The following is a 21,066-nucleotide window of genomic DNA, read 5'->3' as shown; positions in this document are numbered from 1 at the left end:
TCAGTCCTTTCCGAGAGCGGCGCCGGTCCCGGCGACCTCCGCGGCCCACGCGGATTCGATGCCGAGCGCATCGCACGCGAGCGCATGGACGTGGGCCGCGAAATCGTCCGAGCGGGTGACCGGGGATTGCAGCAACGGCCATTGGGCGCCGCGGTAGAACTCTCCCCGCGGTCCGTCGGCCAGCATCGCGGCCACCACCTCGCCCGACCGATCGGGCGAGACGGCGGCGAGCCGGATCGCCCGCCGGACCGCGAGCGAGTACTCGTCGTAGATCGAGGTGTCCACGAAGCCCGGGTAGATCGACCCCACCGTGAGGTCGAGGGACTGCTGCTCCGCGCGGCGGCGGTAGTGCCGCAGCACCAGGTGCAGTGCCGCCTTGGAGGCCGCGTAGTGCAGGAAGGGCACGGGCCGCGGCAGATCGCCGGGCGTCAGCGACCGCCGGATCCGCGAACGGGTGGCGACCACGTTCGACAACGAGGAGATGCCGAACAGGCCGGCCCGGCCGTTGACGGCGAGCCGCGGCAGCAGTGTCTCGGTCAGCAGGACGGACCCCAGGACGTTCACCGCCGTGTGCCGCTCGAAGCCCTCCTTCGTGTACTCGGTGGAGGTGGGCGCGATCCCCGCATTGTTCACCAGGACACGGAGTCCGCCGTCCCGCGCCAGCGGGGTGGCGAACTCGGCGATGGAGTCGCGGTCGCCGAGCTCCAGCGCCGCACCGGTGGCCGCGGCATCGTCGCCCACCGCGGCGCACACCCGGTCCGCGGCCGTCTGCGCGTCCTCGAGGCGGCGGGAGGTCAGGACGACGTGGTGGCCGGACCGGGCCAGCCGGTGGGCCACCGCGAGGCCGATGCCCCGCGATGCCCCGGTGACCACGGCCGTGTCGGAGCGGTCGCCGCCGCTACGTGGCTGCGGCACCGTCGGCCCCGATCTTCTCGTTCGGCGTGGTCACGATGTCGCTCTCCGCCCGGACGGCCGGGAAGTCGAAACGCCGCTCGACCACGTACTGCTGCACCAGGATCTGCGTCGCGAGAATCGACAGGCACGCCCACTCCGCGGTCACCGCCGCCCAGCTCCCGTCATTGCGGGCGACATCGGCGAGCAACCGCGCCACCGCGTCGGGCTCGAACAGGCCGACCTCTTCGAGCCGGGCCCGCGACATGTGCCGCCGGACGAGTTCGGTGGGGCCGTTCTCGTCCACCAGGTACCAGGACCCGATCGGCGTCATGAAGGGCTTCTTGCGCCGTGCCGTGGTGCGGCGCGGCAGCACGTCCCGCACCGCCTTCTTCAGCGCGTACTTCTCGGTGTTGCCGTGCAGCATCAGCGAGGGATGCAGTTGCGCAGCCGAATCGAGGACATCGCGATCGAGGAAGGGCACCCGGAGCTCCATGCTGCGGGCCATCCCGAGCCGGTCCGAGATGGACAGGACCCAGTGCGGCAGCCGGGTGTACGCCTCGTAGGAGAGCTGGCGGTGCAGCCCGACCGTCGAGGTGGGCCGTGGCAGCGAGGAGTGCGCCGGGAGCGGTGTGCGCGAGACGCCGCGCATGCGCTGTTCGAGTGCCGTCCACATGTAGATCCAGGCGGGGACGTGCCCGAACTCGGCCTCCACCGCGTCCAGGGTCTCGTTGATCGCGGCCACCTCGGATTCGAAACCGATCGGCGCACCGAACCACTTGAGGGTCCGGCGCCAGAACCACGGTTCGAAACGGGTCAGGCGCAGCCGCTGCAGGATTCGGCGCAACCGCAACAGGCGGTAGAAGTCGTACCCGGCCAGCGTCTCGTCCGAGCCGTCGCCGCTCATCATCACCTTCAGGCCGCGCTCGCGTGCGGTGTCCATCAGGTCGAGGATCGGGGTGGCGACGATGCCGTACCAGAACGGTGACTCGAAGTGGTAGACCGCTTCCTCGGCGAGCTCGGACATCCGCTCGCCCGTCACCGGGACTTCGATGTTCGGCACACCGAGGTGCGAGGCGACCAGCTGCGAATCGGAGGTCTCGTCGAGATGGCTGTCGACCACCTCCACGCTGATCGTGAGCGGCCGCTCACCGTGCCGTGCCGCCGCGACCCCCGCGATCGCCGAACTGTCCAGGCCGCCGCTGAGCGCGATCCCCCATTCGACCTCGTCGGGGATGCGCTTGCCCACGGCCTCGTCGAAGGCCCGCTGGTAGTCGGCGAGCCCCTCCTCGCCGCGATGGGCGGTCCGCTCGGTGACGCCGAGGTCGAAGGGCCGGAAATAGGTGCTCTCGTCCTGCTTCTCACCGTCGACGTAGGTGACGGTGGTGCCGGGCCGCACCTCCTGCACGCCCGCCCAGAAGGTGTGCGGAGCCACGGTGTGACCGTAGAACTGGCAGTCGGCCAGGCCCTGCGGATCGACCGCCGGCTCCACCAGACCGCTCGCGAAGATCGCCTTGGCCTCCGAGGCGAAGACGATCCGGCCGTCTTCCGCCGACACGTACAGCGGCTTCACGCCCGCCCGATCGCGGGTGAGGAGGAGCGATTCGGTCTTGCCGTCCCACAGGGCGATGGCGAAGTCACCGTCGAGCCTGCGGACGAAGTCCGCCCCGTACTCCTCGTAGAGGTGACCGATCACCTCCGTGTCCGACGCGGCGCGGAGCCGGTGCCCCTTGCGCTCCAACTCGGCCCGCAGCGCGCGGTGGTTGTAGATCTCACCGTTGAAGATGACCGCGATGGAGCCGTCCTCGGTGAAACTCGGTTGCACACCGTCGGACACGCCCACGATGGCGAGCCGGGTGTGTCCGAACCCGATGGGTCCGTCGTGCCAGATGGTGGCACCGTCCGGTCCCCGATGCCGCTGAGCGGAATTCATCGCCTCGAGTCGATCACGGAATCCGTCCGCCTGGAGGTCCCGGGAGTAGATACCCGCAATGGAGCACATGGTCTTCTCCCTCAGCCGATCCGGCTCTCGGCGACCACGGAGACATCCGCGCCGGGAGCGGAGGGCGCGAGCACGGTCGCAACGGTGGTGTCGATCCCGGCACGGTGCGCGTGCTCGAGTGCCGCGACGGGCGCGGCCGTGTAGTACTGCTTGCCGTCCGTGCGCTCGTACGGGTTCACGATCCGCACATCCACCTCGCCGAAAGCGGTGCGGAAGGCCGGATTCGAAGCCGCCGGCCAGGGAGCCACGATCACCGATTCCGTGGGGTCCACGCTGAGCGCCCCGATGGCGGCCGAGACGGCATTGAAGTAGCCGGCATCGAACTCGTGCAGGTCCACGACCACGCTGCTGCGGGCGCCGGCACCGGCACCGTTGAGCTCCGCGTAGACCTCGGAACTGATGTCGTCCGAAGCGCGCTGAGGTGTGGCCACCTCGAGAACGGTCGAATCCCCCGGTCCGATCACGGCCGCGAAGACATCACTCACCAAAGGGAAATTCGGCTTGAAGAAGGGATTCATACTGGGATGCACATCGCCGACGACAACGGCGCCGTATTCGATGTCGCCCATCTCGATCATGTCCCCGATCAGCGAGACGGCGGTACCGAAAGAGAGACCGCCGTTGAGCAGATCGAAGGTGAGGATCGAGGTATCGGCGTCCGGATCGAAAGCGGGATGGATCCCGGCCTCCTGCTGGATCAGGGCGGCCACGGCCGGCTCACTGATGTTCATATCGCGGGAGGCACCGGCATTGATCAGCAGCCCGAGCTGGTCACCGTCGATCCCGGCGTCCAACAGTGCGGCCGTCAATGCCCGTGCACCCGAGGCGACGTAGCTGGTGGCATTGGGGATCACCCCGAGCCCGGCGATTGCGATGTCCGTCATGCGACTGCCTCTCCGACGCGCAGTGAAATGAATCCGTAGACCATGCCCGATGCGGTGGGCACCACGAGGAGCCGATCGCCCGGCTCGACGGTCCCGTTCCGAATGTGGTGGTACAGCACCAGGAACAGAGCGGTCGACGAGGTGTTCCCGAGGAACTGCATCACGTTCAGCTCGGTCGGCATGGTGCCGTTGAAGACCTTCTCCTCACCGATCGAACGCATGTAGTTCAACGCCACGAGGCTGAACTGGTGATGGATCAGATAGTCGTAGTCGGCATCGGCCATGGTGGTTCCCAGTCCCTCCAGTCCGTGCTGGACGAACTCCATGGCCTGGGTGTACCGCCGCTCGCTGTGCATCCGCTTGTTATCGGTGTACATCGCGATGCCCTCCGAGCGATCACTCGGGAGCGCCACGCACAGCGAGGCCGCCTCCGAGGCGGTGGCCAGCGAGATGGCCTCGATCTGATCGGGCTCGGTGCCCTCTCCGTCGACCACCAGGGCGCACCCGCTATCTCCCACCGTGAGCGCGGCGAACTGCGGATCGTAGGAATCCTTGATCTCTCGCACAGCGGTGTCGGTGATCAGAGTGATCCGCTCACCACTCACGACCAGGGCACGAGTCGCCCTGCCGGTCTTGATCATTCGATCCGCCAGGAACAAGCCCGTTGCCATTCCCGCGCACGCATTCGCCACGTCGAAGGTCAGCGCATCCTTGCTCGCACCGATTTCCCTTCCGATGACCGCCGCGAGGGACGGTGCGAACTGGGTTCGCCAGACGCTCACCATGCGGGTGATCGAGCAGCTGATGATCAGGTCGATATCCGCCGCCTCGTACCGAGATCCTTCGAGTGCATCGCGCGCTGCCGCGAGCGCCAGGTCCAGGCTGGTGTCGGACGGGGCCGCGCGGCGGCGTTCCACGATTCCCGTCACCGCCTCGAGCGGGGGCTTCTTGTCCACGGCGAGCTGATTCACGAGGTCCGTGCTGGTGACGACCTCGGACGGAATCAACGCGCCGATGGATTCGATTCGCGGCCGGGGCCGACTGAGACTCCCGGAATCCAGTGAGCTGTTGTTCATGACGCACCTCCTGCAAACAGCCCTTCAGGACTGTTGCAATCTCGTCGTAGTGATCAATGTGGGTTGGTTCAGTCGGTCAACAGTAACGCAGAGAATTCGAGAACGCGTGCCACATGAGGAGGATCACAGGGCAGTCAACTTCGTCTGAACTACACGACATTTCGGACAAAGTTCGATTACCTGCCTTGTGGACCAGCACTTTTCATGAATGGTCTGCCCAACCGCGCAACCACTACGCCGACGGGCGCGAAGCCTCGAAGCCCAGCGCACAGACGAATGTGTCAGTTCTGTCGCGGTTCAATAAGACAAATCTGACAACGTCGAGGGATGCCCTATCGCTTGCCCGTTCGCCCTTCGCAGGTCGATCGCTTATACCGGGAGACACGCCCGTCCCACCGCGGCGCGACACTCCACGACAATCGGATGCATTCGTCACCTCGATGACACACGCCCTTCAGACGAAGGACGCATTCCCGTCGCAAGGGGTCAGGGCTTACAGCAGAAGCTTCTTCTGCACCTTGCCCATCGGGTTGCGCGGCAGTTCGTCGACGAACCGGATCTCGCGAGGGCGCTTGTGCTTCGACAGGGTGCGACCCACGAATTCGACGATGGCGACGGCGGTCTCGTCGTCCCGCGCACCGTCGGAGACCACGAAGGCCACCACCCGCTGGCCGAGATCGTCGTCCGGCAGGCCGACGACGGCGGCCTCACGGATGTCGTCGTGCCCGAGCAACGCCGCCTCGATCTCCCCCGCGCCCACGCGGAAGCCGCCCGTCTTGATCAGGTCCGTGGAGGCGCGGCCCACGATGCGATGGAAACCCACTGCATCGATCACCGCGACATCGCCCGTGTCGAACCAGCCGTCACCGACCCAGGATTCGGCCGTGGCCTCGGGCCTTCCGAGGTATTCGGTTCCCACCATCGGACCGCGCACCTGCAGCGCCCCGATCGACTCGCCGTCGTGCGGCGCCGGCTCGCCGGATTCGGTGATGAGGCGGGTCTGCACGCCGTTCAGTGGCAGTCCGACCCACCCGGGGCGCCGCTCACCGTCGGCCCGGGCACTGACGGTGATGAGCGTCTCGGTCATCCCGTACCGCTCCACGATCTCGTGCCCGGAGAGCTCGAGCATGCGCTCGAAGACGGGGGCAGGCAGGGGCGCGCTACCCGAGACCAACAGCCGCGCACCGGAGAGCGCCGCGGCGTGCTCCGGTGATCGAGCGATGCGCGACCACACCGTGGGCACCCCGAAGTACAGGCTGCCGCCCGCCTCGGCGTAGGCCTCGGGCGTGGGCTTGCCCGTGTGCACCAGCGGGCTGCCCACGCGGAGCGCGCCGAGCACACCGAGGATCAGGCCGTGGACATGGAACAGCGGAAGACCGTGCACCAGCGTGTCGTTCGCGGTCCAGTCCCACGCCTCGGCGAGCCCGTCGAGGCAGGCCGCGATGGCGCCGCGCCGGATCGGGACGCCCTTCGGGGCCCCGGTGGTGCCCGAGGTGTACATGATCAGGGCGACCGCCGCCGCCGGCGGCTCCGGCAGCGCGTGCCAGCCGCGGGCGTGCTCGCGCACCGGCACAGCGGGCAATCCGTGCGCATCCTCCGGCGTGGCGCCCAACCACGCCTGGGCCCCCGAATCCCCCAGCACGTGGGCGATCTCCTCGCCGCCCGAGTCGGGCGGAACCGGCACGGCGGGCACACCCGCGCGCAGCGCGCCCACGAAGGCGATCACGGTGGCGAGCGACGGGGTCGCCCAGACCGCGACCGGGCCGCGCACACCGAGCCCTCGCAACCGCTCCGCCACCGCCGTGGACGCCCCGATCAGATCGGTGCGGGACAGCGTGCGGCCGCCGATCGTGACGGCCGATTCGTCATCGGAGCCGGGCGGGACGGGGGTCACGGTGTGCGGCAGGAGCATGGGGCCAGCCTAGGCCCGGCGAGTTCTGACGAGTCGGTGACGCGCACGGAAGCGACCGCCCATCCGGTGGCTCCGCATGCCACGCTGGGGCCATGACCGAGGCGAGCGGAACCCGTGAGCGGCCCTGGGTGAGCTGGGCCGCGGCACTGGCCGGCGTGCTCGCCGGGGCCGCCGGTCTCGCGGTGGCCGAGCTCGTCGCCGCGGTCATCGCGCCCGGCGCGAGCACGGTGTTCGCGGGCGGGGCCGCGGTGATCGACGCTGCGCCCGCCTGGCTCAAGGACTTCGCCGTGGAACGGTTCGGCACCGCGGACAAGGCCGTGCTCCTGGGCTCGATGGCGGCGGTGCTCACGCTCGGGGCGGCCTGCGCGGGCGTGCTGGAACTGCGGCGGCCACCGTGGGGCACCGCGCTGATCGGCGGTGTGGGCATCGTCGGGGCGATCGTGGCCGTGCTGCGGCCGGGCGCGACACCGACGTGGGCGCTGCCGAGCCTGATCGGTATCGGTACTGCAGTGATCCTGCTCCGCTGGGCAGTGGGCGCGCTACGGCCGGACGAGACAGACGATGGTGCGGGCGACGGTGGCGCGGGCGACGGCAGAGCCGACGACGGCGTGGACAGACGGGGCTTCCTCACGGCGGCGGGGATCTCCGCCGGCATCACGGTGCTGGCGCTGGGCGGCGCCCGCGTGCTGTCGGCGGGTTCGAGGGCCGTGACCGCGGCGCGCGAGAAGCTCTTCCTCCCCGCCCCGCGGACGGCGGCCCCAGCCGTTCCCGCGGGCGCCGATCTCCGCCTCGATCGCCTCACCCCCTACGTCACGGCGAACACCCAGTTCTTCCGGATCGACACCGCGCTGCGCGTCCCGCAGGTCGACCCCGCACAGTGGTCCCTGACCGTGGACGGCATGGTCGAGCGGCCGTACACGATCACCTGGGACGAGTTGCTCGCGCTCCCGTTGGAGGAGCACTACGTGACGCTGGCCTGCGTGAGCAACCCCGTGGGCGGCGATCTGATCGGCACCGCCCGGTGGCTCGGCTACCCGATCCGCGCGCTGCTCGAACGCGCCGGGCCGCGCCCCGGGGCCGATATGGTGCTCTCCCGCAGCGACGACGGCTTCACCGCGGGCACACCGCTCGACGTGCTGCAGGACCCCGGCCGCGACGCCCTACTGGCGATCGGGATGAACGGCGAGCCACTGCCCGTGGAACACGGCTTCCCGGCGCGGCTCGTGGTCCCCGGGCTGTACGGCTACGTCTCGGCGACCAAATGGGTCACCTCGCTGCGGGTCACCACCTTCGCCGCCGATCAGGGCTACTGGACACCGCGCGGCTGGTCGGCACACGGCCCCGTCAAGGTGCAGTCCCGCATCGACGTCCCGCGCGGGCGCACGCCCGCCGGCGCGGTGACCGTGGCCGGGGTCGCCTGGGCCCAGCACACCGGGATCGACGCCGTGGAGGTGCGCGCCGACGACGGCGCCTGGACGCGCGCCGATCTCGCCGACACCGTGGGCCCGGACACCTGGCGCCAGTGGCGCGCATCGATCCCGCTCGCCCCGGGCGAACACACCCTCACGGTGCGCGCCACCGACGCGGCCGGGCGCACGCAAACGCCGGAGCAGGCGCCACCCGCGCCCGACGGTGCCACCGGGTGGCACTCCGTGCGGGTGACGGTCACCTGACGGGCGGCGCTCCTACGCCGCGCGGTGCGCCCGGTGCGCCGCGAAGGCGGCCGCCAGGAAGGTCGCGGTGAGCTCGACCGCGCGGGCGCTCTCGGGCGTCGCGCCCGACAGCACGGGGAAGGCGTGCACACCGCCCTCGAACAGGTGCAACTCGCAGGGCTTGCCCGCACCGTCGAGCCGGGCGTGCAGCCGCTCGGCGTCCACCCGCAGCATCTCCTCGGTGCACGCCACGATCAGCGCCGGCGGGAAGGCCTCGGGGTCGATCTCGGTGGCGTCGTCGTGCCCACGCAGCCCCTCCGGTCCGCGGTCGAAGAACTCGCGCAGGCCGCGCAGCTTCCCCACGGTGAGATACGCGTCGTCGATGTCGTAGCGCGGATCGCCGTCCTCGACCGTGGGCGTGAGCAGGGGTGAGAAGCCGAAGTAGGCCAGCGGAGCCGTGGCGGCGTCCAGATGAGCGAGCTCCACGACCTTCGCCGAGACGTACCCGCCCGCGGAATCGCCGCCCACCGCGACGTGCCGGTACCGGCCCGAGTCCGCGACCGCGCGGTACACGCGGTAGCCGTCGTCGACGGAGGTGCCCACGCCCACCTCGGGCAGTTGCCGGTAGTCCACGTTGAACACCGTGACGCCCAGCGCACGGGCCAGTGCCGCCGCCACGTGCCGGTGCGTGGCCGGGCCGCCCGAGAGGAAGGCGCCGCCGTGGTAGTAGCAGATCGCGGCGTCGGACCGTAGTTCGCCCACCGTGGGAACCAGGCGTTCGACCGGCACCCCGGCCAGCTCGATCCGCTCGACCTCCACGCCGCCCGGCGTCCGGCCGATCCGCTCCGCGATGCCCTCGATCAGCGACAGCGGCCCGAAGGACCAGGAACGCACGGGGTACAGGCCGATCAGCGGCTTGAGCAGCAGGCGCGCTCCCGCGATCGCGAGCGCCGACTGCGGACTCACACCACGATGTTCGACGACGGACATCTGAACTCCTCTCGCCCGACCACCAGGATCGAGCAGAACCGGTTCAGAGTATGCCGGATCGCATCATCGATCCACCCACAGTGAACAAACGTGTCGTGGAACCGTCATCCGGAGATGCCGGTGCGCTCCACCCCCGCGGCGATCCACCGCTGCGCGACCAGGAAGAACAGCAGGAGCGGCGCGATCGACACCAGCGCCGCCGCGAACATCGCGGGCACGTTCACCGTCTGCGCGGTGATGTAACTGGACAGCACCAACTGCACGGTCCAGGACTGCGGGTCCTGCCCGATCACCAACGGCCACAGGAACGCGTTCCAGCTCCCGACGAAGGTGATCGTGGCCACCGCCGCCGTCACCGGGCCCGCCCCGGGCAGCGCCACCCGCAGGAAGATCCGGCCGGGCCCCGCGCCGTCGAGCATGGCGGCTTCCTCGAGCTCCCGCGGGAACCCGAGGAAGTGCTGCCGGAACAGGAAGACCGCCGTGGCCTGGAACAGCCCGGGGACCACCAGGCCCCGCAGCGACGAGACCCAGCCGAGCGAGGACACCATGAGGAAGGTGGGCACGAAGGTGATCGCCGCCGGCACCAGCAGCGTGGCCAGCACCACCCCGAACACCGCTCCCCCGTACTGCACCCGGATCCGGGCGAAGGCGAACCCCGCGGGCAGCGAGACGGCGATCACGCCGGCCGTCTGCAGCACCGCGACCACCGTGGAATTGACCAGGGCCCGGGCCAAGGGCCGCGACTCGTCGGAGAAGATCTCCCGGAAGTTGTCCCACACCGGCGCCTGCGGCAGCCAGGCTCCCGCCGCCACATCGGCCGACGTCCCCAGTGCGCCGCGCGCCAACAGATACAGCGGCAGCAGGAACAGCAGGGCCAGCCCGGCCAGCACGAGGTACCGGGCGGCGCGGCCACCCGCCGAGGTGATCACGCGTCCTCCCGTCGCCGCAGCAACCCCGTCAACCGACCCTGCAGCAGCGCGAAGGCCGCGATCAGCAGTGTGAGGATGATGCCGCCCGCCCCGCCGTGGCCGAAGTCCTGGCCGTTGCCGAGCGCCGCGTAGTACAGGTACACCAGCGGCGGGCGGGCGTACGGCGGGTAGCCCTGCGCCGTGGCCATGATCCCGTAGAACTCGTCGAAGGCCTGGAAGGCGTTCACCGTGGCCAACAGCAGCACCGCCACCGATACCGCGCGCAACTGCGGGAAGGTGATGCGCGCGAACGTGGTCCACGCGGAGGCCCCGTCCAGGGCGGCCGCCTCGTACAGGTGCCGCGGCACCCGCTGCAGGGCCGCCAGGAAGAGCACCATGTAGAAGCCGAGCTGCAACCACAACCGCACGGTCACCAGCACCAGCCAGTACCAGGGCGGATCGACCACCGACAGCCACGCCACCGGTTCCAGGCCCACCGCGCGCAGCGCCGTGTTCGCCACCCCGGTCGGAATGCCCGGGAAGATCGACCCGCGCCAGATCAGCGAGGCCGCCACGTAGGAGCAGGCCATCGGCAGGAAGAACACGGACCGGAAGAAGCGCTGGAACAGCCGGATCCCGTTCACCAGCACCGCGAGTCCCAGCGAACCCACGAAGGTCAGCGGCACCACCACCGCCGCGAACACCACGAAGGTGAGCAGACTCGACCGGAAAGCGGGATCGGACAGCATGTCCCGGTAGTTGCCGAGGCCGACGAAGACGGTGGGCGTCACGGTGTTGCGCGCCTCGAACAGGCTCAGCCACAGGCTCCACCCGATCGGCACCACCACGAAGGCGGCGAGCCCCGCCAGGAACGGGCCCGTCATCAACCAGAACCACAGGTGCGGTGAATCACGCCATCCCGCACGGGTACCGCGCGTCATCAGCGGGGGAACCGGTCCAGTTCCTGCGTCACCACCGCGGCCACACCGTTGAGCTCGGTCATCGGGTCGGCGCCGCCGCGGATCACCCGGTCCAGGGCATCGCGGTAGGCGGTGGAACTGCGCTGCGTCCACAGCAGCGGCGTCTGCGGGTGGCCCACGCTGTAGACCAGTTTCGATGCCTCGCTGTAGATGCCGGTGGCGAGCTTGTTCGCCTGCGGCACCAGGGAGCGGCGCGCCGGGACGTGCAGGCCGTAGCCCTGGGCCCAGTCCAGTTGCAGGTCGGCCCGCTCCACCCACAGCCACTGCACGAACTTCTTCGCCCGCTTCACATCGCCCTTGGTGTTGATCGCCGAACCGTACGCACCGAAGGGCACACTGGCCCCGCCGTTGGTGCCGATCGCGGGGAAGGGGCAGACCCGCACGTCGTCGCCGAGCGCCTGCGTGATCGCCGGCAGCGCCCACAGCCCGGTCCACTGCATCGCCGTGAGTCCGGCGATGAAGGCGCCCGGGTCCGACCAGTCCTGCGGAGCACCCAGCAGCAGATCGCCGGAAGTGAACAACGTACGCAGCGTGCGCAGGCCCGCGGCCACGTCCTCGTTCGCGAAGCCCGGCTTGCGATCCGGGGTGAGGTAGTCGTGACCGGACGACCACAGCAACACGCCGCCCAGGACATCGGCGCCACCGTTGTTGCCCAGGAACAGGCCCTTGACCCCGCCCTTGTTGAGCTCCTTCGCGGCGGACACCAGCTCGTCGATGGTGCGCGGCTCCCGCACTCCCGCCTTCTGCAGCATCGACGGCCGGTACACCAGCAGCTGCAGATCGAGCACCTGCGGAATGCCGTAGACCTTGCCCTGGTAGGTCATCCGGTCGAGCAGCGCGGGGTTGAAATCGGAGCGGGCGTCGCCCAGCAGGTCCGTGAGATCGGCCACCTGACCCGCGGCGATCATGTCGATCGTGGGGCCGTTGCCGAACTCGAAGACGTCCGGCCCGCCGTCACCGAGGAGCGCCGAGGCCACCTTCTGGTCGTAGTCGCCGGGGAAGGTCGCGATCCCCACGCCGCCGCCGGGGAAGTCCTCCGCGTAGCGCCGCAGGGCACCGGCGGTGCCCTTCTCGCCGTACTCGTGGAACCACACCGTCAAGTCGCCGGACGCCGCGCCGCCGCGGCCCGTGTTGTCGCCGCACGCCGCGAGCACTCCCGCCGCGGCGAGTCCGCCCATCCCGGCCAGCACCGAGCGGCGCGAGACCGAGCCCACCGCGCGGCGCGACGCCGAGCCCGGGCCCACCGCGCGGCGCGACACCGGGTCCGCTGCGCGGCCGAAGTTCCCCAACACCCGATCAGTATCTCAAAGCACCCGGCCGACGATCGTGTGGGCGCACCGTGGCGCGATCAGAACAGGGCGGCGGCCAGGTCGCGCCGGGCCGCGAGGACCGCGGCATCGGCCGGGTCGAACAGCTCGAACAGCTCCAGCAGCCGGGTGCGCGCCGCGGCGCGCTCGTCGCCCGCGGTGATTCGAATCGCGGTGATCAATCGGGCGAAGGCGGCCTGCGGCGCGCCCGTGAGCAGCTCCTCGTCGGCGGCGGCGAGGGCGGCATCGACATTCTTCGGGTCGGCATCGGCGCGGTCCACCGCGCCCGGCTCCGCCGCGGTCGCGCGGGCGAAGAAGGCCATCTGCTTGACCGCCGCCGCGGCCTCGGCATCGCGCGGATCGGCGTGCAGGATCGCCTCGTACGCGGCCTGCGCTCCGGCGTAGTCACCGTCGGCCGCGAGCTGTTCCGCCGCCTCGCGCCGCGGGTCGGACGGCGCCTCCGCCGGCCCGCCCTCCGCATCGCCGAACGCCGGACCGACCTGGGCCAGGACATCGTCGAGCCACTGCCGCACCGCCGGTTCGGGCTGCGCCCCGGCGAAGGCCGTCACCGCGCGGCCGCCGGCCACCGCGATCACCATCGGCACCGACTGCGCGCCGAAGGCCTGCGCCACTCCGGGCGCGGCGTCCACATCGACGCGGACGAACTTCCACCGGCCGCCGTCCTCCGCGGCCAGCTTCGCCAGTACCGAGGTCATCGCGGCGGACTGCTCGCTGTACGAGGCGGTCAAGGCGACCACCACCAGCTGCTGCGCCGAGGCGTCGATCACCTCGGTCGGGAAACTCTGATCGGTCACGTCGACCACGGCGGCGGCGGGCGCACCGTCGGACTCGCCGGGAGCCGCCGCCGGACGGGCCTGCTGGGCGGCCTTCGCCTCGGCGCGGGCCTTGAGCCCCGAGAGGTCCACGGCACCCGCCATCGCCGCGGCGGTGCGCAGCGCCCGCTCCTGATCCTGCCTCGATGCGCCCCGGGGCGCGCGCGGTGTAGTCACGCACTCCATCTTGGCACGCCGCGCGGGACCGGCGCCGTCACACGTAGCGCGCGCTGGCCACCTCGTAGCGCCACGACGCCGGACCGGGCTCGGGCATCCCGCGCGCGGCGAGCACACCGCCGCGGGGGCGGTACCAACTGGTGAGCGGCACCTCGTCGACCACCTGCACCGCATCGGGGTACTGGCCGTGCCGGCCGGCGAAGACCTCGGTCACATCGTCGGCGCTCAGCGTTCCGCCCGGCCGCAGCGTGACGGCCGCGACCACTCGCGGCGCACCGTCGGACTCCCCCGGCACCTGGTAGACCACGGCCTGATCGACCTGGCCCAACTGTTCGAGGACATCGGCGATCGGGATCGAGTACACCGGCCCGCGGTCGGTGAGCGCCACGGTGCGCACGTCGTCGACCAACCAGTAGTCGCCGTCGTCGTCCTGCCGGAACAGGTGCCCGGTGGAGAACCAGGCATCACCCGGCCGGAAGACGCCGCGCAGCAGCACGTCCCGCTGGGTGGTGTCGGGATCGGCGCGGCCGATGAGCACGCCGACCTCGCCGCGCTGCACCTCCTGCAGATAGCCCTCGTCGGTCTCGACGAAGCGACCCGAATCCACGTAGAAGTCGACGAGCGTGACCTCGGCGCTACCGGGGAGGCGGCGGCCCTTCGCGCCGGGCTTGCCGCCGCCGACCTTGGCGAGCACGATCTCGCCCTCGGTGGAGGCGTAGAACTCGACGACGCGAGCGCTGAAGGCCTCGCTGACCCGGCGCGACAGTTCCGACGACATACCGGAGCCGATGAAGGCGCGGATCGGGTGGTAGCGCGGGATCTGCAGATCGGGCTCGTCGAGCACGGCGCGCATGAGGTTCCAGGTGTAACAGACCACGGTGACGCCGTACCGCTGCACCTCGGTCATGAACCGCGCCGGGTCGAAATCGCGGGTCAGCGCGATCCGGGAGCCGCCGGCGAGGGCGCCGCCCAGGCTGGTCATCAGGCCCGAGCTGTGGCTGAGCGGGGTGAGGCAGTACACGGTGTCGCTCTCGGAGAGCCGCGTGGCCGAGGCGGTACCGAAGGCCGACAGCGCCCACCGGCCGTTGGTGACCCGCTTGGCCCGCAGCGTTCCGCCCGCCTCGGAGAACATCACGAAGGCCAGGTCACGTCCGAGGCCCGCATCCGGCCGGTACCAGCGCGGGATGCGCACATTGTCCGGGTCGACCTGCTCGAGGTCGACGAACTCGGCCCCCAGGTCCTGCCGCGAGGCTCCGGGCCGGTCGCGGCGGTCACCGCCGCCCACCACGAAGACGCGTTCGGCGACCGCGCCGGCCTCCTCCGCGTGCTCCGGATCGGTGATGACGGAGGTGGCCTCACCCAGCTTCAGCGAGGCGGCGTAATCGGTGCCCGGCGAGAGCAGCACCGAGACGGCGCCGAGCCGCGACAGCGCGGCGATCGTCACCAGGGCCGAGGGCCGGGTGTGCATGAGCACGCCCACGTGCTCACCTTGCCGCACCCCCACCTGCAGCAGGCCGCTGACGACGCGGTCGATGCGCTCGTTGACCGCCTGCTTGGTGTGGACGCGGTCCTCGTACAGGAAGAGCTCGCCGTGCGGATCCTTCGCGGCCTGCTCGGCCAGCAGTTTGCCGAGCGAGACCCGGGTGTGCGCCTGCAGCTGGTCCAGCCGCGCCAACTTCGGCAGACCGCGGGTCACCTCGCGGGCCACGGCGGAGGCACCCGCCGCGGCGCCGGCGGCGGCATCGATCACATCGCGCGCCGCGACGAAGCCGACGGTCGCGAGGCCCGCGACGCCGGCCACCAGCGGATTCACCGGGGCGTCCATACCGTCGTGGGGCTGCATCCGGGCGACATTGGCGGGCTCCGTGCCGCGGCCCTCACGCCACTTCACCCAGTCGGCCACCGTCGGGTAGGTGACGCTGCCGGCGGTGCTGCCGACCACCAGACCGAAGTGTCCGGCGGAGGCCTGCGCCTCGTAGACCTCGGCCGACGGTGCAGCCTGCAGGATGCCTCGCACGGCGCTGGGACGACCGATCTGATCGGACGTGCCGACGAAGGCCAGCACCGGGCAGGTGATCGAGGCGAGCGAGACGGCCTCGCCCTCGATGGAGAAGCCGCCGGTGAGCATGCGGTTGTGCACCACGAACTGCTTGAGCAGATCGGCCACGGCCGGTCCGGCGTAGGCCACCCAGCCGTCGGATTCGAGGAACCGCCGCTGATCCTCCCGGGGCAGCAGCGCCGAGCGGTCGTGCAATTGCCGCACGAAGTCGACGCGCGAGCGCACTGCCTTGACCGGGTTGAGCAGCTCGAAGCCGCGCTGCGCCATCCAGCCCGGCAGGAAGAACCGGTTGAAGACGTGGTCGGCGACGAATTCGGCGCCCTTGTTCACCAGCGCGGGCGGGGCGCCCAGCGGCAGGCCCGCGGAGATGTCGACGGGGCTGCCGAAGGTGATCAGGCTGGCCAGGCTCCGCGATTGGCGGTAGGCGGCCACCTGGTAGCAGAACATGCCGCCCTGCGAGTAGCCGCCGAGGTGCACGTCGCGGCCGCGGAGCGCCACGATCTGATCGATGGCGCGGGAGATCGCCACCACGTGATCGGCGAGGTTGCGTTCGAGGCCGCCCTCCTCGCGGTCGGGCGAACCGAAGTCGATCACCCACGGGTCGAGCCCCGCGCGGTGCAGCACCGAGACGGCGCCCTTGTCCTCGGTGACATCGAAGACGTTGGCGTCCACCATCATCGGCGGGACCAGCAGGATCACGGGCCGATCGTCGTCCTTCGGCGACGGTGCGCCGTCGGCGAAGTAGCGGCGCAGCCGGTACATCGGGCTGCGCTCGGCGACGGTGAACGGCGAGGGCTTGGCACCCGTCTCCAGACCGCCCTGCCGCAGCACCTCCATGCCGTTGCGGGCCGTGGCCGCGAGCCGGTTCACCGACGCTTCGAGGGCCCTTCCGCCCGGCAATCCGCCCAGGATGTCCACCATCTCCCCGCCTCCAGTGAAGTCGATCCGGTCAGCGAGTCAACGTACCGCCGGGCGGGACGTGCCGCCGGTTAACCGCCGATTGCGTCTGCGGACGCCGGCGCGGCGGCCGGAGCGTCGAGCTTGCCGGCCTTCTGCGCCCACACCTCGAAGACCACCGAGCAGAAGGGCAGGACGGTGGCGAGCAGACCGAGGGCGAGGGTCTTGATGTCCCACTTGCGCACGTAGGCCACGGCCAGGGTGAGCGCCACGAGCACCATGAAGACGATGCCGTGGGTCATGCCGGGCTTGGCCACGGCCTCCTCGTTGCCGCCGACCCACTTGCCGTACATGCCGATCAGCAGCCACACCCAGGTGAGCGCTTCGGCGAAGGCGACCACCTTGAAGGCGGTGACGATCTTGGACGCGGTCGATTCGTTCATGGTCTCACTCACTTCTTCGGAACGGTCAGGATGAGGGCGTCGCCCTGGCCGCCGGCGCCGCACAGCGCGGCGACACCGGTGCCGCCGCCGCGGCGCTGCAGCTCGTAGGCCAGGTGCAGCACGACCCGGGCGCCGGAGACGCCGAGGGGGTGGCCGATGGAGATGGCGCCGCCGTCGACGTTGACGATCTCGTCGGTCACGCCGAGGTCGGCCATCGAGGCGAGGCCGACAGCGGCGAAGGCCTCGTTGATCTCGATCAGGTCGAGATCGGCCACGGTGAGCCCCTGCTTGGCGAGGGCCTTCTTGATGGCGTTCGAGGGCTGGTGCTGCAGCGTGGAATCGGGGCCGGCCACCACGCCGTGGGCGCCGATCTCGGCGACGTAGTCCAGGCCCAGCTCCTGCGCCTTGCTCTTGCGCATCACGATGAGGGCGGCGGCGCCGTCGGAGATCTGCGAGGCGTTACCGGCGGTGATGGTGCCGTCCTTGGCGAAGGCGGGACGCAGGCCGCTCAGCGACTCGGCGGTGGTGGAGCCGCGCACGCCCTCGTCCTCGGCGAAGACGACCGGGTCGCCCTTGCGCTGCGGGATCTCGACGGGGACCACCTCGTCCTTGAACCGGCCCTCGGCCCACGCGGCGGCGGCGCGCTGGTGCGACTTCGCCGCCACCTCGTCCTGCTGCTCGCGGGTGAACTTCTGGCCCTCGACGCGGTTCTCCTGCTCGGTGAGCCCGCCCATCGGCTGGTCGGTGAAGACGTCGTGCAGGCCGTCGTAGGCGGTGTGGTCGAGCAGCTCGGTGGCGCCGTACTTGAAGCCCTCGCGGCTGCCCTTGAGGATGTGCGGGGCCTGGGTCATGGACTCCTGGCCGCCGGCGACGACGACCTCGTACTCGCCGGCGCGGATCAGCTGGTCGGCCATCGCGATGGCGGTGAGGCCGGACAGGCACATCTTGTTGATGGTGAGGGTGGGGACGTCCCAGCCGATGCCGCCGCCGACCGCGGCCTGGCGAGCGGGCATCTGGCCGGCACCGGCGGTGAGCACCTGGCCCATGATCACGTAGTCGACGTGCTTCGGATCGACGCCGCCCTTCTCGAGCGCGCCCTTGATGGCGATCGCGCCGAGATCGGTGGCCTTGAAGCCCTTGAGTGCGCCGAGCAGCTTCCCGATCGGGGTCCGGGCCCCGGAGACGATGACGGACGGATCGGGGTTGGACACTGCTCGCTCCTATTGTTCGTACACCTGCGAATGATCGCACCTGCTTCCACGCTACATTCGGACAATGACCGCAAGCGAATCGCATCCCAGCCCCCACCCCGCTGCCGCGGAACTGCCCGCCCAGTACGTGCTCGGCATCGATCACGTGGGTGTCGCAGTGGCCGATCTGGACGAGGCCGTGCAGTGGTACGCCCGGGTCCTCGCCTTCGTGTGCACCCACGAGGAGATCAACGAGGCGCAGGGCGTGCGGGAGGCCATGCTCTCCCCCGCGAAGCTGCTCGCGGAGGGCGCCGAGCCGGCCGCGGCGGCGCAGCTGCAGGTGCTGGCTCCGCTGACCCCGGAGTCGACGATCGCGAAGTTCCTCGATCGCAACGGTCCGGGCATGCAGCAGCTCGCCTACCGTGTGTCCGATCTCGACAAGGTGACCGAGCACCTGCGTGAGCAGGGTGTGCGGCTGCTCTACGACGCGCCGCGGTCTGGTACCGCCGGTTCGCGGATCAACTTCCTGCATCCGAAGGACGCGGGCGGGATCCTTGTCGAGCTGGTCGAGCCGGGAGCCGCGCACTGACCTTGCATTCGCAACGTCCGGTCAGTCGCGGTGCGTAACGATTCGGACGCTACGGGCCTGCTGACACGAGCTCGACCGGTGCATACACGTACCATTCAGGCTATGGCGAATTCGGACAATCCCTCGGCCGGGCCGGCCCCCGCGCCGTTCGCGGTGGTGCTCCGTGGCTACGACCGCGAACAGGTCAGCGAGCAGTTCCACCGGTACCAGGCCGAGCTGCGCGTTCTCGCCTCGGACCGGGATGCGGCGTCCGCGCACGCGCGCGAGCTGACCGACCTGCTCGACGAGGCGCAGGACGAGATCGACAACCTCCGCCGCGAGGTCGACCGGCTCAGCGTCCCGCCGACCACCGCCGAGGGCATGAGCGACCGGATCGCGCGCATGATGCGTCTCGCGTCCGACGAGGCCTCCGAGATCCGTGCCGGCGCCGCGAACGAGGCGGCCGAGGTCCGCTCGCTGGCCCGCCAGGAGGCCGAGTCCACCCGCCGCGAGGCGGACCGGATCCGCTCGGACATGACCAATCGCCGGCAGGCGATGGAGGACGAGCACAAGGAGACGATGAAGCGCGCCGAGGCCGAGGCCGCGCGCATCATCGCCGAGGCCGAGGCGCGCGCCTCGAAGCTGGAGCGCACCGCCGAGGAGAACCGCGAGCGGGTGCAGAACGACTTCGATCTCGCCATGTCGATGCGGCGGGACAAGGCGATCCGCACGATCACCGAGCTCGAGGAGGCCTCCAAGAACGAGGCCCGCGAGCGGGTGGACAGCGCCAACGAGCGGGCCGATCAGACGCTCAACACCGCCAACGCCACCGCGCAGCAGAAGCTGGACGAGACCAATACCCGCATCTCCTCGCAGGTGGCGAACGCCCGCCGGATCACCGAGGACATGCAGGCGCTGCGCTCGTCGATCCTCGATCAGCTGGAGACGGTGCGCCGTCAGCTCTCGCTGGTGCCCGAGGCGCTCGCCGTGGGCAGTGGAGAGCAGGATGTGGTCGACAAGCACGTCGAGCCCGCCGCCTTCCAGCCCGCGCGGACCCAGCCGGCACAGCACGTCTCGGATGCGCGGCCCACGGCCGCGGAGCGTGCCGACAAGGTGCTCAACGCGGACGATTTCGCCGCCGCGGATCCCGCTACCGCGAACGCCGACTGACCTCGCGCCGCCAGCACCCCGTGTGCCAATGGCGGCGTTCACTCACGCCGCCGGACTCGGCGGCCGGCCAGGCCACCACGTGGGCGGTGCCCGCGGGGATGGTCTGTGCGCAGCCCGGACAGCGGTAGTCCTTGATCGCGGCGCTCCCGGTCACGGTGCGCACCTGGAAGGCCTCGTCCCCCGCCTCGACCCGGGAACCGAACCCGCCCGCGCTGAGCGGCCGGACGGGGCCCGAGGCCCGGCGTCGGGAGACCGATCGCTTCGCCATGTCCGGCGCCGTCAGAACAGCTTGTAGGAGGTGTCCTCGGTACCGCGCAGCACGTCGTAGTCGACGGTGACGCACCGGATCCCGCGGTCCTCGGCCAGCGTGCGGGCCTGCGGCTTGACCTGCTGCGCCGCGAGGATGCCCTGGACGGGCGCGAGCAGCGGATCACGGTTGAGCAGGTCCAGGTACCGGGTGAGCTGCTCGACGCCGTCGATCTCGGCGCGGCGCTTCACCTCGACCGCCACGGTGCGACCGTCGGCGTCGCGGCACAGCAGGTCCACGGGGCCGATGGCCGTCATGTACTCACGCCGGATCAGGGTGTAGCCCTCACCGAAGGTGTGCGTGTGCTCGGCGAGCAGCTCCTGCAGGTGGGCCTCCACACCGTCTTTGACGAGGCCGGGATCGATGCCGAGTTCATGGCTGCTGTCGTGTTCGACCTCGCCGATCAGGATGCGGAGCTGCTCGTCGGCCTTGTTCCGCACGATCCACAGCTGCTGGCCCTCGGGCACGTCCTTGGCGTCCTCGCCCGACGGTGCCGTCTCCAGCCAGCAGGGCGGGCTCATCCAGTTCAGGGGCTTGTAGGCGCGATCGTCGGCGTGGATGCTGACGGAGCCGTCGGCCTTCACCAGAATGAGCCGGCGGGCCATGGGCAGGTGGGCGGTGAGCCGTCCCACGTAGTCGACCTGGCAATCGGCAATCACGACACGCACGGTTTCCACCTTACGGGATTCGTCGAACGGGAGCTGATGAGGATACGGCGAAAGCCCCCGGAGGCGGGAGCATTTCTGCTCACCAGCCCCCGAGGGCTTTCATCCTGTATCTAATTTTAGTCCGGCGGTGTCCTACTCTCCCACACCCTCAC

At 70.4% G+C, this 21,066-nt stretch carries 18 protein-coding genes; 3 read left to right on the top strand and 15 right to left on the bottom strand.

Annotated elements, in window-relative coordinates; genetic code table 11:
- From ABD108_RS11425 to ABD108_RS11405, 5 genes are all read right to left on the bottom strand, one after another.
- On the bottom strand, window positions 1-915 hold the full coding sequence (locus tag ABD108_RS11425) for an SDR family NAD(P)-dependent oxidoreductase (RefSeq protein WP_343930345.1): 915 nt from the start codon (window positions 913-915) through the stop codon (window positions 1-3).
- The gene (gene asnB, locus ABD108_RS11420; RefSeq protein ID WP_220659566.1) at window positions 899-2,893 is read right to left on the bottom strand and encodes an asparagine synthase (glutamine-hydrolyzing); all 1,995 of its coding nucleotides are present in this window, start codon (window positions 2,891-2,893) and stop codon (window positions 899-901) included. The genes ABD108_RS11425 and asnB overlap by 17 nt, the downstream gene beginning before the upstream one ends.
- A gap of 11 nt (window positions 2,894-2,904) precedes the next feature.
- Window positions 2,905-3,777, bottom strand: coding sequence for a hypothetical protein (locus ABD108_RS11415; RefSeq protein WP_343930344.1), 873 nt, complete (start codon window positions 3,775-3,777; stop codon window positions 2,905-2,907).
- On the bottom strand, window positions 3,774-4,853 hold the full coding sequence (locus ABD108_RS11410; protein ID WP_305111414.1) for a 3-oxoacyl-ACP synthase III family protein: 1,080 nt from the start codon (window positions 4,851-4,853) through the stop codon (window positions 3,774-3,776). Before ABD108_RS11410 ends, ABD108_RS11415 begins: the two co-directional genes overlap by 4 nt.
- 493 nt (window positions 4,854-5,346) lie before the next feature.
- Entirely contained in the window at window positions 5,347-6,765 is a 1,419-nt protein-coding gene (locus tag ABD108_RS11405; RefSeq protein WP_343930343.1) for an acyl-CoA synthetase, read from the bottom strand.
- A 92-nt stretch (window positions 6,766-6,857) separates the two neighbouring features.
- Here ABD108_RS11405 and ABD108_RS11400 point away from each other — a divergent pair, with 92 nt between their 5' ends.
- Complete coding sequence (locus ABD108_RS11400; RefSeq protein ID WP_343930342.1) at window positions 6,858-8,438, top strand: molybdopterin-dependent oxidoreductase; 1,581 nt, start codon at window positions 6,858-6,860, stop codon at window positions 8,436-8,438.
- 12 nt (window positions 8,439-8,450) lie between these two features.
- On the opposite strand, the gene ABD108_RS11395 is transcribed toward ABD108_RS11400, so the two are convergent.
- The 8 genes from ABD108_RS11395 to ABD108_RS11360 form a co-directional block, all read right to left on the bottom strand.
- Window positions 8,451-9,407 (bottom strand): alpha/beta hydrolase, encoded by a 957-nt coding sequence (locus ABD108_RS11395; RefSeq protein WP_220659571.1) that lies wholly within the window; start codon window positions 9,405-9,407, stop codon window positions 8,451-8,453.
- 104 nt (window positions 9,408-9,511) lie between these two features.
- Complete coding sequence (locus ABD108_RS11390; RefSeq protein ID WP_343930341.1) at window positions 9,512-10,336, bottom strand: carbohydrate ABC transporter permease; 825 nt, start codon at window positions 10,334-10,336, stop codon at window positions 9,512-9,514.
- Window positions 10,333-11,199 carry a carbohydrate ABC transporter permease gene (locus ABD108_RS11385; protein ID WP_343930340.1) on the bottom strand — a complete coding sequence of 289 codons (867 nt, stop codon included), beginning with the start codon at window positions 11,197-11,199 and terminating at the stop codon, window positions 10,333-10,335. The genes ABD108_RS11390 and ABD108_RS11385 overlap by 4 nt, the downstream gene beginning before the upstream one ends.
- 56 nt (window positions 11,200-11,255) lie before the next feature.
- On the bottom strand, window positions 11,256-12,587 hold the full coding sequence (locus ABD108_RS11380; protein ID WP_343930339.1) for an ABC transporter substrate-binding protein: 1,332 nt from the start codon (window positions 12,585-12,587) through the stop codon (window positions 11,256-11,258).
- 56 nt (window positions 12,588-12,643) lie between these two features.
- Complete coding sequence (locus ABD108_RS11375; protein ID WP_425579781.1) at window positions 12,644-13,621, bottom strand: tetratricopeptide repeat protein; 978 nt, start codon at window positions 13,619-13,621, stop codon at window positions 12,644-12,646.
- Between the two features lie 28 nt (window positions 13,622-13,649).
- Complete coding sequence (locus ABD108_RS11370) at window positions 13,650-16,592, bottom strand: AMP-binding protein (protein WP_220659574.1); 2,943 nt, start codon at window positions 16,590-16,592, stop codon at window positions 13,650-13,652.
- Window positions 16,593-16,660: 68 nt separating this feature from the next.
- On the bottom strand, window positions 16,661-17,011 hold the full coding sequence (locus ABD108_RS11365; protein WP_220659575.1) for a DUF3817 domain-containing protein: 351 nt from the start codon (window positions 17,009-17,011) through the stop codon (window positions 16,661-16,663).
- Between the two features lie 8 nt (window positions 17,012-17,019).
- Window positions 17,020-18,222 (bottom strand): acetyl-CoA C-acetyltransferase, encoded by a 1,203-nt coding sequence (locus ABD108_RS11360; protein ID WP_220659576.1) that lies wholly within the window; start codon window positions 18,220-18,222, stop codon window positions 17,020-17,022.
- 64 nt (window positions 18,223-18,286) lie between these two features.
- Here ABD108_RS11360 and mce point away from each other — a divergent pair, with 64 nt between their 5' ends.
- Both mce and ABD108_RS11350 read left to right on the top strand, forming a co-directional pair.
- Window positions 18,287-18,790: a methylmalonyl-CoA epimerase gene (mce, locus tag ABD108_RS11355; protein ID WP_343930338.1), complete on the top strand. Its 504-nt coding sequence runs from the start codon at window positions 18,287-18,289 to the stop codon at window positions 18,788-18,790.
- Between the two features lie 102 nt (window positions 18,791-18,892).
- A complete protein-coding gene (locus ABD108_RS11350; RefSeq protein WP_220659577.1) occupies window positions 18,893-19,939 on the top strand; it encodes a coiled-coil domain-containing protein in 1,047 nt (348 codons plus the stop codon).
- Here the strand turns inward: ABD108_RS11350 and ABD108_RS11345 are convergent.
- Window positions 19,920-20,207: a hypothetical protein gene (locus ABD108_RS11345; protein WP_343930337.1), complete on the bottom strand. Its 288-nt coding sequence runs from the start codon at window positions 20,205-20,207 to the stop codon at window positions 19,920-19,922. The two genes, ABD108_RS11350 and ABD108_RS11345, sit on opposite strands and share 20 nt — an antisense overlap.
- An 11-nt stretch (window positions 20,208-20,218) precedes the next feature.
- Window positions 20,219-20,914 carry an endonuclease NucS gene (gene nucS / locus ABD108_RS11340; RefSeq protein ID WP_220659579.1) on the bottom strand — a complete coding sequence of 232 codons (696 nt, stop codon included), beginning with the start codon at window positions 20,912-20,914 and terminating at the stop codon, window positions 20,219-20,221.
- Window positions 20,915-21,066: the final 152 nt, after the last annotated feature.

Origin of the sequence: Tsukamurella strandjordii, from assembly GCF_039525985.1 — a bacterium.
Classification (GTDB): Bacteria; Actinomycetota; Actinomycetes; order Mycobacteriales; family Mycobacteriaceae; genus Tsukamurella; species Tsukamurella strandjordii.
Note: the sequence above shows the minus strand (reverse complement) of the source record. Positions and strands in the feature narration are given on the sequence as shown.